This is a genomic window from Saccharibacillus sp. CPCC 101409 (genome assembly GCF_030518235.1).
Taxonomy (GTDB): Bacteria; Bacillota; Bacilli; order Paenibacillales; family Paenibacillaceae; genus Saccharibacillus.
In genome coordinates, this window is sequence record NZ_JAULSA010000005.1 from 251,565 (window position 1) to 266,955 (window position 15,391).

General features: G+C 60.3%; 13 protein-coding genes. 1 reads left to right on the top strand and 12 read right to left on the bottom strand.

The features are described from left to right. Positions 1-156 precede the first annotated feature (156 nt). From QWJ34_RS13710 to QWJ34_RS13760, 11 genes are all read right to left on the bottom strand, one after another. A complete protein-coding gene (locus QWJ34_RS13710) occupies positions 157-2,001 on the bottom strand; it encodes an ABC transporter ATP-binding protein (RefSeq protein ID WP_483314269.1) in 1,845 nt (614 codons plus the stop codon). Further along, positions 1,994-3,730 carry an ABC transporter ATP-binding protein gene (locus tag QWJ34_RS13715; RefSeq protein ID WP_302728599.1) on the bottom strand — a complete coding sequence of 579 codons (1,737 nt, stop codon included), beginning with the start codon at positions 3,728-3,730 and terminating at the stop codon, positions 1,994-1,996. Before QWJ34_RS13715 ends, QWJ34_RS13710 begins: the two co-directional genes overlap by 8 nt. Further along, entirely contained in the window at positions 3,731-4,087 is a 357-nt protein-coding gene (locus QWJ34_RS13720; RefSeq protein WP_302728601.1) for a hypothetical protein, read from the bottom strand. Positions 4,088-4,257: 170 nt separating this feature from the next. After that, a complete protein-coding gene (gene fur / locus QWJ34_RS13725) occupies positions 4,258-4,737 on the bottom strand; it encodes a ferric iron uptake transcriptional regulator (RefSeq protein WP_302728603.1) in 480 nt (159 codons plus the stop codon). Positions 4,738-4,991: 254 nt separating this feature from the next. Then, entirely contained in the window at positions 4,992-6,545 is a 1,554-nt protein-coding gene (locus QWJ34_RS13730; protein ID WP_302728605.1) for an NAD(P)H-binding protein, read from the bottom strand. 216 nt (positions 6,546-6,761) lie between these two features. Further along, positions 6,762-7,493, bottom strand: a complete 732-nt coding sequence (locus QWJ34_RS13735; protein ID WP_302728607.1) for a metallophosphoesterase family protein — start codon at positions 7,491-7,493, stop codon at positions 6,762-6,764. 35 nt (positions 7,494-7,528) lie between these two features. Continuing rightward, the gene (locus tag QWJ34_RS13740; RefSeq protein ID WP_302728609.1) at positions 7,529-8,116 is read right to left on the bottom strand and encodes a GNAT family N-acetyltransferase; all 588 of its coding nucleotides are present in this window, start codon (positions 8,114-8,116) and stop codon (positions 7,529-7,531) included. A 32-nt stretch (positions 8,117-8,148) separates the two neighbouring features. Beyond that, complete coding sequence (locus QWJ34_RS13745; RefSeq protein WP_302728610.1) at positions 8,149-8,958, bottom strand: class I SAM-dependent methyltransferase; 810 nt, start codon at positions 8,956-8,958, stop codon at positions 8,149-8,151. Positions 8,959-9,054: 96 nt separating this feature from the next. Next, a complete protein-coding gene (locus tag QWJ34_RS13750; protein ID WP_302728612.1) occupies positions 9,055-9,729 on the bottom strand; it encodes an HD domain-containing protein in 675 nt (224 codons plus the stop codon). Positions 9,730-9,784: 55 nt separating this feature from the next. Then, positions 9,785-12,424: an ATP-dependent chaperone ClpB gene (gene clpB / locus QWJ34_RS13755; protein WP_302728613.1), complete on the bottom strand. Its 2,640-nt coding sequence runs from the start codon at positions 12,422-12,424 to the stop codon at positions 9,785-9,787. Between the two features lie 16 nt (positions 12,425-12,440). Beyond that, on the bottom strand, positions 12,441-13,355 hold the full coding sequence (locus tag QWJ34_RS13760) for a DnaJ domain-containing protein (RefSeq protein WP_302728615.1): 915 nt from the start codon (positions 13,353-13,355) through the stop codon (positions 12,441-12,443). Between the two features lie 320 nt (positions 13,356-13,675). On the opposite strand from QWJ34_RS13760, the gene QWJ34_RS13765 reads away from it, so the two are divergent. Next, on the top strand, positions 13,676-14,719 hold the full coding sequence (locus tag QWJ34_RS13765) for a hypothetical protein (protein ID WP_302728616.1): 1,044 nt from the start codon (positions 13,676-13,678) through the stop codon (positions 14,717-14,719). A 184-nt stretch (positions 14,720-14,903) separates the two neighbouring features. Here QWJ34_RS13765 and QWJ34_RS13770 read toward each other — a convergent pair whose 3' ends face one another. Beyond that, on the bottom strand, positions 14,904-15,353 hold the full coding sequence (locus tag QWJ34_RS13770; RefSeq protein ID WP_302728618.1) for an Hsp20/alpha crystallin family protein: 450 nt from the start codon (positions 15,351-15,353) through the stop codon (positions 14,904-14,906). Between the last annotated feature and the right edge of the window lie 38 nt (positions 15,354-15,391).

Genomic DNA, 15,391 nt, shown 5'->3' on the forward strand with positions numbered 1-15,391 from the left:
AACTATTCTAAACGATATCGCTCTGTTTTCGCAAGGGCATGGCGCAAAATCGTTTCGATCCATCGCTTTCCGACAGCTTTTTTGCGCAAAAAAGACCTTCCTCTCCATCGTTGCGGAGCGAAAGGTCTTTATACGGTTCGCCGAGCGGTTCGGGCTTCAGCCCAAACGCTTGAACTGGCTCATATACAGTTCGTAATACAGGCCGCGCGCTTCCAGCAGCTCGTCGTGCGTGCCCTGCTCCGCGGCCGTTCCGCCGCTCATGAACAGAATGCGGTCCGCGTCGCGGATCGTGCTCAGCCGGTGGGCGATCACGAAGCTGGTGCGTCCCCGCATCAGGCTGCGCATCGCTTCCTGGATATGCATTTCCGTGCGCGTGTCGATGCTGCTGGTCGCCTCGTCGAGAATCAGGATCGCCGGATCGGCGAGCACGGCCCTGGCGATGGTCAGCAGCTGCCGCTGCCCGTGGCTGAGATTGGTTCCGCCCATCGTCAGCGGCGTATCGTAACCTCGGGGCAGCGCGCGGATAAAAGAATCGGCGTTGGCCAGTTCGGCCGCGCGCTCGATCTCCGCATCCCCGGCGTCCAGCCGGCCGTACCGGATATTGTCGCGAATCGTGCCGGCGAATACGTAAGCGTCCTGAAGCACCATGCCGACGCTGCGCCGCAGATCGTTTTTGTCGAGTTCGCGGATATCGCGCCCGTCGATCGAGATAGTTCCGGAAGTCGTTTCGTAGAAGCGGGTAAGCAGATTGACGATCGTCGTTTTGCCCGCTCCCGTCGGCCCGACCAGCGCGATCTTTTGACCGGGTTCCGCCCGGAACGAAACGTTTTGCAGAATCGGGCGTTCCGGCTTATAAGCGAACGAAACGCTGTCGAAGGCTACTTCTCCGCGTAGGGAAGCGCCGCCGATGAGCTCGCCTTCTTCTTCGTATTCCGTTTCCAGGTCCAGAATCTCGAACACGCGCTCCGCGCCGGCCACGCCCGACTGGATCAGGTTGTATTGATTGGCCAGATCGCTGATCGGACGTCCGAACTGGCGCGAATAGTTCAGGAAGCTGACGATCACGCCCACGCTCGTCATGTCGCGAAAAACCATCCAGGCGCCGATCGCGGCGATCAGGGCAAAGTTCATATTGTTCAGCATATTCATGACCGGGCCCACGAGGCCCGACACGATCTGCGCTTTGACCGCCGCGCGGTTCAGCTCGCCGTTGATCTCGCCGAATTCCGCCTGCATCGCCTGCTCGCGGCGGAAGATCTGTACGGTCCGCTGCCCGCCGACCGATTCTTCGATCAATCCGTTCAGGCTGCCCAGCTTCTCCTGCTGGGCTTTGAAGTTGCGGCGGGTCACTCCGCCGATCAGCCGGGTCGCGAGCATGACGAGCGGAATCGTGACCAGGCCGACCAGCGTCAGCCACACATTCAATCTCAGCATCAGGACCAGCGAACCGATCACGACGATCAGGCTGGTCAGCATCTGCGTAACGGTCTGGTTGAGCCCGTTCGAAACGTTCTCGATATCGTTCGTGTTGCGGCTCATCAGCTCGCCGTGCGTCCGCGTATCGAAAAAAGAGACCGGAAGCTGCTGGTATTTGCGGAACAGGTCGCCGCGCAGCGATTGGAGCATGCGCTGCGCGACCCCGGTCATGACGTAGGCTTGAAGCCAGGTTGCAGCCGCTCCGCCGGCGTACAGGCCGAGCAGCAGAAGGCACAGCCCGAGCAGTCCTTCCAAGCGGCCCGGCGTAATAAAGCGGTCGATTGCCACGCCCAGCAGATAAGGACTGATCATCGTAACCAGCGCCGCCAGCGCGGTCAGGATATAAACCAGAATCAGTCCGGCCCGCTGGCGGTTCAGATACGCCCACAGCCTGCGGATCGTCGCGCCGGTATTCCTGGCGCGTTCTTTCGGTCGCGGCGCGCCGCGTCCCGGGCCTCCCGGTCCCGGCATGCCGGGCGGGATTCCAGCCGGCTCGCGGCGCTGTTCATTCGGTCGTTCAGGCATAAGCTTCGCTCCCTTCATTCCCCTGGGAACGGCAGATGTCCCGGTAGATCTCGCTGGTCTTCAGCAGTTCTTCGTGCGTGCCCAGCGCGGCCGCGCGGCCGCGGTCCATGACGAGAATCAGGTCCGCGCCCTGCACCGCCGAGATGCGCTGCGCGATAATCAGCTTGGTCGAACCGGTCATGTCCCGTTCGAGCGCGCCGCGGATCTTCGCTTCGGTCGTCAGGTCGACGGCGCTGGTGCTGTCGTCGAGCACCAGCACTTCGGGCCGCAGCAGCATCGCGCGGGCGATCGCGATCCGCTGCTTCTGCCCGCCCGACAAGTTGACGCCTTTTTGCCCCAACCGCGTATCGTAGCCGTCCGGCATGCGTTCGATGAATTCGTGCGCCTGGGCCGCTTGGGCCGCGCGCAGCACTTCGTCTTCCGGCGCGTCCGGTCGGCCGAAGCGGATATTGTCGCGGATGGTGCCGCTGAACAGATTGGCTTCCTGCAGCACCATGCCCACCTGCGAGCGAAGCTCCGACAGGCCGATCTCGTTCACCGGCACCCCGTCCAGCAGCACGCTGCCCGAACTCGGGTCGTACAGCCGCGGGATCAGGCTGACGAGCGAAGTTTTGCCCGAACCCGTCGCGCCGAGAATGCCCAGCGTTTGTCCGGGGCGGACCGTAAACGAAACGCCGCGCAGCGCCAGATCCTGTCCGTCTTCTCCGTAGCCGAACGAAACGTCGCGGAACTCCACTTGTCCGCCGGAAACGGAGACGCTGTCCGAATGCTCCGGGTCGACAATATCCGGCTGTTCGCCGAATACTTCGTTGACGCGGTCGGCCGACGCTTTCGCGCGCGAAACGAATGTCAGGATCATGCCGATCGACAGCATCGAAGACAGCATCTGCGTCACATAGTTGATGTAGGCGATCAGCGCGCCGACTTCGATGCCGCCGGTCCGGTTCAGCGCTCCGCCGTACCAGAGAACGGCGACGATGCTGATATTCAGAATCAGCGTCATGACCGGCATGTTCAGCGACAGAACCCGCATGCCGCGCGTCATGACGGCCGTGTAATCGCGATTGACTTCGGCAAAACGTTCTTCCTCGTAATCGGAACGGACAAACGCTTTCACCACGCGGATGCCGTTCAGGTTCTCCTGCAGCCGGCCGTTGACGCGGTCGAGCCGGTTCTGCACCTTGGCGAACATCGGCAGCGAGAAGCGGACCAGGAAGAACAGGAAAGCGAACAGCAGCGGCACGGCCACCGCCAGGATAACCGTCAGCTTCAGGTTGATCGTCACCGCCATGACCAGGCTGCCGACGATCAGCATCGGCGCGCGGACGAACATCCGCAGCAGCATCTGCACGAACGTTTGCAGCTGCGTCACATCGTTCGTTACGCGCGTAATCAGCGTGCCTGTCGGCAGCCGGTCCAGATTTCGGAAGGAAAGCGTCTGGATCTTGCGGTACAGCGAAGAGCGAAGATCGCGTCCGAAGTTCTGCGAAGCGATACTGGAGTAGATCGTGCAGCCCACCCCGCCGATCACGCCGAGCAGAGCCGCGCCGAGCATCAGCAGCCCGGTATGCCGGATTATATCCGGATTGCCGGCCGAGATGCCGTCGTCGACAATGGTCTGGAGCAGCCGCGGCTGCGCCAGGTCCATGCACACTTCAAGCACCATAAACAGCGGCGCCAGCAGCGCGGGCAGCCAGTAAGGCTTCAAGTATTTCGACAGCCGCCACATTCAATTGTCCTCCTTTCTCCGGCGATCCCCGCCTTTGCGGCATCCGCCTTCCGGCATCTCGTGCAGCTCGAACACCTGCACAAATTCCCGCATGATGCCGTCCACCGCTTTGAGCTCGCCCGCGATCACCGGGTGAATACTGGCGAACGCTTCCTGCTCCAACTGATCGGCCAGCGTCTGCCGGCGCAGCTCCAGGCGCTCCAGGAAATGCAGCGCCCGGCCGCGGCGGAACGTCTGCGCGCCTTCGCCCCGGACGCGTCCGCCGCTGTCGCCGGGACGTTCCGATCCGCTGCCGCTTTCTTCATTGTGCGCGCGGCCGGATACTGGGTCTTCTTCTCTTTTTCCGTGACGGGACATCGCTAATCCTCCGCTCTGCTCAAGAAATTTGTATACCTGTGTATACAAATGTATTCATTTACACTTGTTGTGTCAATAGTATCTTATCGCAAAAAAGACGGCCGGCGGCCGTCTCTGTTCGATAAAGCTTTTCATTTATCGTCCCCGCGCATTCGTACCGCGATTCAGGTTCAGGAGGCCGTTTCGCAGGTGCGCCGGCATTCGCCGTGTTTGCAGGCCGAAAACGTTCCGATAAAGTCCAGCCGGTGATCGGTCACGTTGAAGCCGTATTCGCGTTTGACCCGCTGTTCCAGTTCGGTCAGCCAATCGTCCTTGATCTCTTCGACTTCGCCGCAGATCGAGCAGATCATATGATGGTGCATATGCTCGTGGTCTTCGCTGCGCAGATCGAACCGGGCCACCCCGTCGCCGAAATTCATTTTTTCCACCAGATGCAGTTCCGTCAGCAGTTCGAGCGTGCGGTACACGGTCGCCAGGCCGATCTCCGGGAATCTTTCTTTGACTCTCATATATACGTCTTCCGCGCTCATGTGGTCCCGCTCGTGTTCGAGCAGCACCCGCATCGTCGCTTCGCGCTGGACGGTCGACTTGTAGCCTTTGGCGATCATCTGCTGTTTCATCGATTTCAGGTGTTCTTCCACGGTAATCAATGTATTCGAACCTCCTTTGAACTTCTGTGACGCCTATGTCTTACCATCTCTAATTAGAATGATTATAATCTAATAATAACCCAAATCTTATAAATACGCAAAGATTTTTATCACAGTCCGCAGCCTGCAAATCGTCATTTCGTTGAAGAGATACCTTTTATCGCGTTCGCCGGCTGACTTTACGCCAAAAAGCCGCTTCGATCGTCGATCGACGATCGAAGCGGCTTTTTCGACTTGCGGGCTGGACTCCGGCGTCAGCTTTCCGCTCCGGCCGGTACGATGCCCGACGCCGAATCTTCCGTGCGCGGAGATTCTTCCGCGTGCTTCGACGTGGCGGACGGGCCGAGATTACCCAGCCGCTCCAGATGTTTGCGGAAGACGTACATCACGATCAGATGCAGTTTGGCCTGCGTATATTTGTACAGGAACCACGGTATAGCCGGCATATAATCGTGGATTGCAATGACACAGTCGCTCGAACCCGGGATTTGCAGAAATTCGAGCCGCCCGGTGTGTCCTTCCTCCGCTCTGGCGAACATCCCGCCCGTAATCCGGTAAACGGCGCGGTCCGGGCCGCTTTTGGCGGCATCGTAGGTCAGTTCCAGGATCGGCCGGCTGAAAAAGCGGATATACACGCGGCCGACGCCGTTTTCGTCTCTTTCCGTGCGGATCAACGGCGTCATTACGCGGCCCAGCCAATCCATATAGTATTCGCCGGCCCAATGCGCGTCTTTGCCTTCCGGCAGCGTCACGCGCTGCACGGAACGGACGTCGGCCTTTTTCGCGCTGCTTTCCGTCGGCTTCGATTCCTCGTTGCGCGAAGATTCGCGCTGTTTGCGCTCGGCGTCTTCTTGTTTGCGCTTTTCTTCTTCCAGCGATTCTTTGGCCGCTTCCTTGAACGATTTGGTCCCGTAGCTGATCCCTTCGACCATCTTGTCGGGATCGGCGACCATCGGGTGGATCAGGCTTTCGATCAGCGGATAAGCCATCTCGCGCGGCGCCTGGGTAACCAGCGTGACCCAGAGCCGCGACAGATTGACGGTCAGGAACGGCACGTCGATAAAATGCCGCTTGACGCCGAGCACCTCGGCCATCTGGCGCATCATCTCCTTGTAGCTCATTACGTCGGGACCGCCCACGTCGACGACGCGTCCCTGGACTTCTTCGTTGCCGACGCTGTTCTTGAGCGAATTGAGCACGTCGTCCAGCGCGATCGCATGGGTTTCCGTGCGCGTCCATTTCGGCAGCGTCATCAGCGGCAGCCGGTCGACCAGCTTGTACAGGATCGGGAACGACGAACCCTGCGGCCCGACGATCAATCCGGCGCGAATCGTGGTCACGGGCACGCCGGACGATTCCAGGATGCGCTGCACTTCCAGGCGGCTTCTCAAGTGGCGCGACAAATCTTTTTCTTCCATATTGTCCGGCACGATTCCGCTCAGATACACGATATGCCCGATGCCGTTCTTTTTGGCCGCCCTCGCAAAGTTATCCGCCAGGATCGCGTCCATGTCTTCGAAGTCGCCCTGAGTAAGCTTCGCGGTCGGCATCATGGAATGGATCAGGTAAAAAGCGTAATCCGCGCCCTGCAGCGCCTCCACCGCGTCGTCCATCGAATAGAAATCGCAGCTTCTCCACTCCACATGCTCTTCGTCCTCGTGCGAGCTTCCGTGGCGGGACAGCGCGATCACGTCGTAGTCTTCTTTCAGTTTCTGCATCAGATTGTGGCCGATATAGCCGCTGGCTCCGGTCAAAATGACTTTCGGCCGTTCCGCGTGCGGGTTCTGCGTCGTTTGATTGGTCTCCATGTGCGCACCTTCCTCGTCTGATATTTTCCCCGATGACTTCGAACGCATGCCGGACGTACACCCGTATTTCTTTCTGTTCATTACCCGCTCATGCCAAAAAGAACCGCCCCTTCGAAACGCTCCCGCGCGTTCGCGCCCAAGCCGGTCCCGTGCCGAAGGTTCGGTTCTGTCCGTAAATCTCCGTATGCGATAAAGTTTCCGCCGGCCGCGCCGGACTCAGTCTTTCAACCCCCGGTAGCGCCCGGTGCGCAGCTCCTGTACATAAGCGTCCAGCTCCGGCATCCCGGCTTCGACCGCCAGGCGGATCGAACGCGCGATATCGTAAGGAACGCGCGCAAACCGGATATCGAAGCGCGTTTTCCTGCGTTCGCCCGGGTCGCCTTCGAGAATGACGTACGACGCCTGCGTCGCATCGAGCGGATTGCCCACGCTGCCGGCGTTGAACAGCATTCGTCCGTCCATATGCTGCATATAAGCGTTGTGGATATCGCCGTAACCCGCCACGTCCGCTTTGACCGGCTCCACGCTCAGATCCGACGGATCGAACAAGCTGAGCTTGCGCTCGTAGTCGTCCCACGGCTGGATGCGTTCGAACACGCTGCGCGGCGACGCGTGGAACAATCGCACATAGCGTCCGCTCAGCCTGAATTCGATCGAAAAAGGCAGCGCGGCCAGGTAATCCAAACGCTCCCGGCCGAGCTTCTTCTGGTGCCAGCGCAGCGCTTCGTATTCGGTCGGCTGCGAAGTGAATTCGTCCCAGTTGCCGCGCACCGTATGCCGGCAGCGCCGCCGGACCAGGTCGACCGTAAGATCGCCGTCCGGTCCTTTGCCGATCAGGTCGCCCAGGCAGTAAATTTCTTCGATGCCACGGCTTTCAATATCTTCGAGTACCGCTTCGAGGGCCGGAAGATTGCCGTGTATGTCCGATATAATCGCGATTTGCGTCATAGCCGATCCTCCGTTTTCGTTCATCTTCGTTTTGTTCAAAAATCGGTTCCGCGCACTTTGGAGAAAATCATTTCATGGATCAACGTGCCGTCTTCTTCGCGCTTCCAGTTGCGCAGCACGCCGTCCAGAGTAAAACCCGCTCTTCTCGCCACCGCCGCGCTGCGCGCGTTGCGGTCGTCGCAGCGGATCTCGACCCGGTTGGCTTCCAGATGCGCAGCGGCGAAATCCGTAATCCCGCGCACCGCTTCCGTAACCAGTCCTTCCCCGGAGCGCGATGTGCGGATCCAGTAGCCGATCTCGAACTTGCGGGCTTTCCAATCGATGCGGTGCAGCCCGCTGGCTCCGAGAATGTGTCCGCTGTGCCGGTCGGTCAGGATCAGCATCAGATCGGTCCGGTCCAGAAAATGCAGCCGGCCGCGGCGCACCACGCTCTCGGTTTCTTCCGGTTCCGGCAGCGTGCGGGCGAAGGGCAGAAACGGCGCCAATTCCGCCCGGCTTTCGAGGATCGCCGCGTTGAGCGCCGGTCCGTCCCCGAATAGCGGCGCGCGGATCAGCAGCCGCTCCGTTTGAAATTGTTCGGGAAAATCCAGCAGAATCGGATCGTTGTCGGTATGAGCGGGCATGGGAACGCCTCCTTTATGATTTGCCGCCCGGCTTAAAGCGGCTTTCTGACGACGACGAGCAGATGCTCGGTCGCGTCGCGATACTGCGGCGCTTCGCACAGCTCCGGCGCCGCCGTCAGCAGATTGTCGTAAACGGGCCGGTCTTCGCGATGCAGCCGGAACACTTCGCGGCCCAAACCGGCCAGGAAACTTTCCGCGCCCGCGCGGGACAAAACTTCAAATCCGGCTTCATCGATCTCGGCCAGCGCTTTCGGCGGAATCGTAAAGTAGCATTCGGTGAAACCGCGTTCGCGGTCGAACGATTGTTCGTCCCGATACGCGTGCACATTGTCCAAAAGACGATAGGTTTCGCTGAATTCCAGCACCCCGGCTTTGAGGCTTCCCCACGAATTGATATACGACAGCACCGCCGTTCCGCACGGTTTCAGGATGCGCAGCGTCTGCCGCAGCGCTTCGACGCGCTGTTCCCGTTCGGTCAAGTGATACAGCGGACCCATCAGCAGGGCGGCGTCGTAAGCTTCGCCGTCCAGCGTATGCAGATTGACCGCGTTATCGCAAATATACGCTTCCGCCACATAACCGGCTTCTTCGATCTTCGCTTCGGCAATCTCCAGTTCGCGCTCCGACAGTTCGAACAGGCTGACTGTGTATCCGCGTTTGAGCAGTTCCAGCGAATATCGTCCCGGTCCCGCGCCGATGTCGCACACTCTGCCCGCAGGCGGAAAATACTTGTCGATCAGATGCAGCGTACAAGCCAGCTCTATGGCGGTATACGGATTGTCGAGCCGTTCCCACTCCCGCTGCGCCCCTTCATTGTAATAAGCTTTGACGATTTCACTCATGTCCGTTTCCTCCGTTTCGATTTGGCTGCTCGGTATGTATTTCTCCAAGATAACCGTCGTACGCGGAAAACTCCATGCGTGAAATCACAGCTTGCCTTACTCCAATCCGTCCCATTCGCCGCCGAACCGGTCCAGGAACGCTTCCATAAACCGGTGCCGGTCTTCGGCGATGCGGCGGCCTTCACCGGTGTTCATCAAATCTTTGAGCTTGAGCAGTTTTTCGTGAAAATGATTGATCGCCGTATCGCCGCCGCCGCGGTACTCTTCCGCCGTCATGGCTTCGCGCGCCGGCACGTTCGGATCGTGCATGGGACGCCCTTTTTTGCCGGAGTAGACGAAAGTGCGCGCGATCCCGATCGCCCCGATCGCATCGAGCCGGTCCGCGTCCTGAACGACCCTGCCTTCGAGCGTGGTCATCGGCGTTCCGGTTCCTCCGCGGTACGACATCGTCGAGATAATCTCCATGACATGATCGGCATCGTCCGCGGGAGTCCCCTGCTCCAGCATCCACGCTTTGAGCCGCAGCTTGCCTTCTTCCGGATCGTCGACCAGCTTCTCGTCCGCCAGATCGTGCAGCAGCGCGGCCAACTCGCAGACGAACGGGTCCGCGCCTTCCCCCGCCGCGATTCGTTTCGCCAGCTGCGTCACCCGGTAAATATGCCACCAGTCGTGCCCGCTGCCTTCGTGCTCCAGCTCGCGCCGCGCCAGTTCTTCGGCCGCTCGCAAAATATTGCGCTGCCGCGCCGTAATCCCGGTTTGCGTATCTTTCATATTCGTTCTCCTTGTGTGTGCTCGTCTATGTCTATCGGGTATGTCGGGTATGATCTTATTTCGCCGCCGCTTCCGAAATCGATTCGCCGGCGCGCAGCACGGCGATGCTCAGTTCGCCGCTTCGCTCATCCACCCGCAGCATGTCTCCTTCGCCCGCTTCGCCGGCGATCAGCGCGCGGGCGACGCGGGTTTCCAGCGTGCGCTGGATAAAGCGTTTCAGCGGACGCGCCCCGTAAACGGGATCGAAACCTTCGCGGGCGATCAGGCGGGCGGCTGCGCCGGACAGTTCAAGCTCGATCCGGCGGTCGGCCAGCCGTCCGCGAAGCTCGCCGGCCAGTTTGAGCACGATGCGTTCGATCTCGGCCAGGCCCAGCGGTTGGAACAATACGATATCGTCGACCCGATTCAGGAATTCCGGCCGGAAGCGGCTCCGCAGTTCGCGCATGACGAGTTCTCGCGCTTGCTCCGGAATATGTTGCCGCACGGCGTTATCCGCCGAAGCCGCTATCCCGGTCAGATGCGCCGAACCGATATTCGACGTCATGATTACGATCGTATTTTTGAAGTCCACGTTTCTTCCGCGCGAGTCGGTCAGCCGTCCGTCGTCGAGCAGTTGAAGCAAAATGTTGAATACGTCGGGATGCGCTTTTTCCACTTCGTCCAGCAGCACGACCGAATACGGCTGTCTGCGCACCGCTTCGGTCAGCTGGCCGCCTTCCTCGTAGCCGATATATCCCGGAGGCGCGCCGATCAGACGCGAAACGCTGTGCTTCTCCATGTATTCCGACATATCGATGCGGATCATGCTCTCCTCGCGATCGAACAGCGCGGCCGACAGCGCCTTCGCCAGTTCCGTCTTGCCGACCCCGGTCGGTCCGAGGAACAAGAACGAGCCGATCGGCCGATTCGGATCTTTGATACCGGCCCGGGCGCGCAGCACGGCGTCGGTGACGAGCCGAACCGCTTCGCTCTGCCCGACTACGCGCCGCTGCAGGATGTCCTCCAGCCGCAGCAGCTTCTCGCGCTCGCCTTCGACCAGACGGCTGACCGGAATGCCCGTCCAGCGCGATACGATATCGGAGATTTCTTCTTCGGTTACCGCTTCGCGCAGCATCCGTTGTTCGCGCCCCTGCTGCGCCGCTTCCTCGGCCTGCTTGAGTTCTTTCTCCAATCCCGGAATAATGCCGTAGCTCAGCTCCGCGGATTTGTTCAGATCGTAGTCCTCCTGGGCCAGCTCCAGTTCTTTGCGCGCCTGCTCCAGTCTGCGCTGCAGATCGCGCACGTTCTCGATCACCCGCTTCTCCTGCTCCCAGCGTTCTTTCATACCGAGGTGCTTTTCTTTCAAATCCGCCAGTTCGCGCCGCAGGTTCTCCAGACGCCGCAGGCTGGCGGAGTCCGTTTCTTTCTTGAGCGCCGTTTCTTCGATCTGCATCTGCATCATGCGGCGGGTGACTTCATCCATCTCGCCGGGCATGGAGTCGATCTCGGTCCGGATCATGGCGCACGCTTCGTCCACCAGGTCGATCGCTTTGTCCGGCAAAAAGCGGTCCGGGATATAGCGGTTCGACAGCACGCCCGCCGCCACGATCGCGCTGTCGCGGATCTTGACGCCGTGATGCACCTCGAATCTTTCTTTGAGTCCGCGCAGGATAGAGATCGCGTCCTCGACGCTCGGTTCGCCGACCGGCACCTTCTGAAAACGGCGTTCGAGCGCCGGGTCTTTCTCGATATGCTCGCGGTACTCGCCTGGCGTAGTCGCGCCGATGCAGTGCAGCTCGCCGCGGGCCAGCATCGGTTTGAGCATATTGCCGGCGTCCATCGCGCCTTCGGCTTTGCCGGCGCCGACGATCGTGTGCACTTCGTCGATAAACAGGATGATCCGCCCGTCGGATTCTTTGATCTCGCGCAGCACGGCCTGGAGCCGCTCCTCGAACTCGCCGCGGTACTTGGCCCCGGCGACGAGCGAACTCATATCGAGCGAAAAGACCGTTTTGTCTTTGAGTCCTTCCGGCACGTCCCGGCGGACGATGCGGTGCGCCAATCCTTCGACGATAGCCGTTTTGCCGACGCCCGGTTCGCCGATCAGCACCGGATTGTTTTTCGTTTTGCGGGACAGGATGCGGATTACCCGTCGAATCTCCGCGTCGCGCCCGATCACCGGATCGACCTGTCCGGCCCGCACTTCCGCGACCAGATCGCGCCCGTATTTCTCCAGCACCTCGTAGACGGCTTCCGGCTCGCGGCCGGTCACCCGCCGGCTGCCGCGAATCTCCTTGAGCACGCCGAGCAGCTTGGTCCGGGTGACGCCTTCGGCGCGCAGAATCTCCCGCGCGCCGCCGCGCTTGTCGTGATCGAACGCCAGCAGGGCGTGCTCCACGGCCGTAAAGTCGTCCTGCATCCGCTCCGCTTCGCGCTGCGCTTCTTCCAGCACGCCCAGCAGCGCCGGCGACAGGTAAGGAGCCGCCGCGCCGCTGACGCGCGCCCGCCGCCGCAGGAGTTCGTCCGCGGCGGCAAGCACGCGGTCCCGGCTTGCGTCCATCCGCTCGAACAGTCTCGTCAGCAGCCCTCCCCGCTGCATCAGCAGCGCTTTGAGCAGATGCGGCGTATCGATCTCCTGATGGCCGCCGACAGCCGCAAGCGACTGCGCCTCCGAGACGGCTTCCTGCAGTTTCTGCGTCAACCGGTTAAAGTCCATCGCGCTTCCCTCCCGCTCAAGATTTGCGTTTGCCCAGTTCCGGCCGGAACGAAGACAGACTTTCCAGCCGGCGGTACAATTCTTCTTCTTCGGCCGACGGATCCGGCACGACGATCTCGATCTCCACCAGCAGATCGCCGTGCCCGCCTCCGCCAGCGCTCAGTCCCCGGCGCGGAATGCGCAGTCTGCGCCCGGCGGATATGCCGCGCGGAATATTCAGGTTCACCGCCGCGCCGTCCGGCAGCAGGATTCTCGCCCGGCTTCCGAGCGCCGCCTGCCAGGGCGATATGTGAAGCACGGCGACAAGGTTGTCGCCTTCGACGGCATAGACGGCGTGCGGGACAATGTTCAACGCGATGCGCAGCTCTTCGCCCGGCGCCAGGCCGTTCGAACCGGTTCCGTTCATCCGGATGACGTTCCCGCTCTGCGAACGCGCCGGCAGCTTCAGCCCGATCGTTTTGCCGCCGATCTGCACGCGGACGGTCTCGCCGTTATAAGCCTGCTCCAGCGTAATATCCAGCGTCGATTGGGCCGGCTGGCGCGGAATGGAGCCCGCGGCCGCGGAGCCGAATCCGCCCACACGTTCGTTGAAGAACATATCGAACATATCTTCGTGCGCCAGATCGTTGATCCAGTCGAAGCCGCCCGGCGCGTTCCCCTGTCCGGACGGATCGAATCCGCCCGAACGGCGGGAAGCCCCGCCTCCGAAACCGCCGGAATACCGGCGCGTTTCGTCGTATTCCCGGCGTTTGTCTTCGCTGCCCAGCACTTCGTAAGCGGCGGCGATTTCTTTGAATCGGCCTTCCGCTTCCGCCGATTTATTGACATCCGGATGCCATTGTTTCGCCAGTTTCTGGTAAGCTTTTTTGATTTCGGATTGGGCCGCGTCGGCGCCGACCCCAAGTACGTCGTAGTAATTTTTTTCCGGCATGGCTGTTCCTCCCCCGCGATCGAACCGGACTGTGCCGTTTCGCTTATATCGATCTTTTACCCTCTATTATATAGGGTTGGCTCTGTTCGTACCTCCTTTTCTCAAGCTTTGCTTCCCGCTTCTCCATACCGGACGGTTACAATCGAGGTTCCTGGTGCGAAAGAATCGGTTATTTAATCCCAGTCTTATAGAAGACATGGTCTTATGGCATACTTTTACCGGGATTTTTACAGGCGTTTCGTTTCATATCCGGGTAGTGGTTTAAATAAAAGGATACATAATTTGCAAATGAACATCAGGGACATAAGGAGGAGTTCTTTTTGAATAGAATCAAGCTGCCGGGTATGAGAAAATGGCTGCCGGTCGCGCTCGCCTGTACGGTGACGCTCGGCGGAGTCGCGCTCTCGCCTTTTTCCGAGTCGTCCGTTTATGCCGCTTCGTCCGCCGAGCAGTCGGCCGTGGACTGGACCAGTCCCGCCCGCTCGTCTCTTCTCAGAGTCATCTCCGCAAGCGCCAGAGCTTCCGACGACTTCTACAGCGATCCGGACAATGCGAAGTATGTCGAGGTGAAGTCGGCTGTCGACCGCGCGCGTGCGCTGCTTCAGGAAACCGATGTGACTTCCACCAAATTAGCTTCGGCGGAGCGCAGTCTGAGCGCCGCGCTCGACGCTTATATCAAAGAATACATCCGCGACGCTTCGATCCTGGAGCGCCAGACGTTCCAGACCGCGAGAATGCTGAGCAATGCCGCCGGCACGACGCCGGGCAAATATCCGCAGCAGGCGGTCGACGCCATGCTGGCGGTGATCGATCAGGCGCAGGCCGTCGCTTACGATCCGAACGCCACGCCGGAACAGCTGCGCTCGGCTTACCGCAAATACGTGGACGGATTCGCGGTACTGCAGGAGTCGCGCATCTACGACCAAGGCTCGTACGCCGCTTCGCTCGACGCCAAACGCCAGAATATCCAGGCGCGCCTAAGCGAACTGCAAAGCCGCGAAGATTTCGCGAAGCTGACGGCTTCCTTCGAAGCGCACGCCGCCGGACTCGACCGTCTGCTCGCCGCAAACGCCACCCAGCTGGCGGTGGAAGGCGCCGACCGCGCCGTGCAGAGCGCTTACGAGGCGCTGACCGAAGGATTGAACCTGGCCGCCGATCTGGCGCAGGCCCGTTCGCTGATGGACTCGTCGCCCAAAGGAATCCGCAGCGGCCAGTATCCGAGTTCCGCGTTCGGCGAGCTTCGCAGAGCAATCAACCAGGCCGCTTCGTCCCTGTCGGGTTCGGCCGGCGCTTCCAAGCTGACCGAAGCTCGCGCTTCGCTGGGCAAAGCCGTCGAGAAGTTCAAGTCCACCGTGCACGCGTGACTGCGATTTTCTATCGGTCAGGAAGCGAAACAGGACCAAAAAAGACACCGCTGCCGGTGTCTTTTTTCTTACTCGATTTGTCGCCTTTTTTGAGCCAAAGGCTGTATCGTCATTCCGAATACACCGTCGATCTCACTGTTTGAGCGAGACGGCCGCTCAGTACCTTTGTCAACGCTAAACGGACTCAGTCTTCGCCTTCGATCAAAATGCGTTTGACGGCGGGATTGTCGCGCTTCGGAATCTCCAGCTTGAGCAGCCCGTCCTTGAGCGAAGCGCGAATGCCTTCGCGGTCGGCGTCTTCGATATAGAAGCGCCGCACGAACTCGCCGAAGCGCCGTTCGCTTCGAACGATACGCCGCTGTTCGCTTTCTTCCTGCGCGGTTTCTTCCTGCCGAACCGCCCGGATCGTCAGGTAAGGCGCGGTATAATCGACGTCGATATCGTCTTTCTTGAAGCCGGGCAGTTCCGCTTCCACCCAATACCGGCCGTCCCGCTCGTGAATATCGGTACGAAACGACATGGCCCGCTCGCGCATCGGCCCGGCAAATTCTTCGCCGAACGTATCTCCGAACGTTTTGGCCAATTGATTGAATATCTCTTCCGCATGTCTGCCAAAAGGACCCTGTTCAAACATCTTCCATTTCCCCTTTCCGAAATTGGCGATCGTTGGAA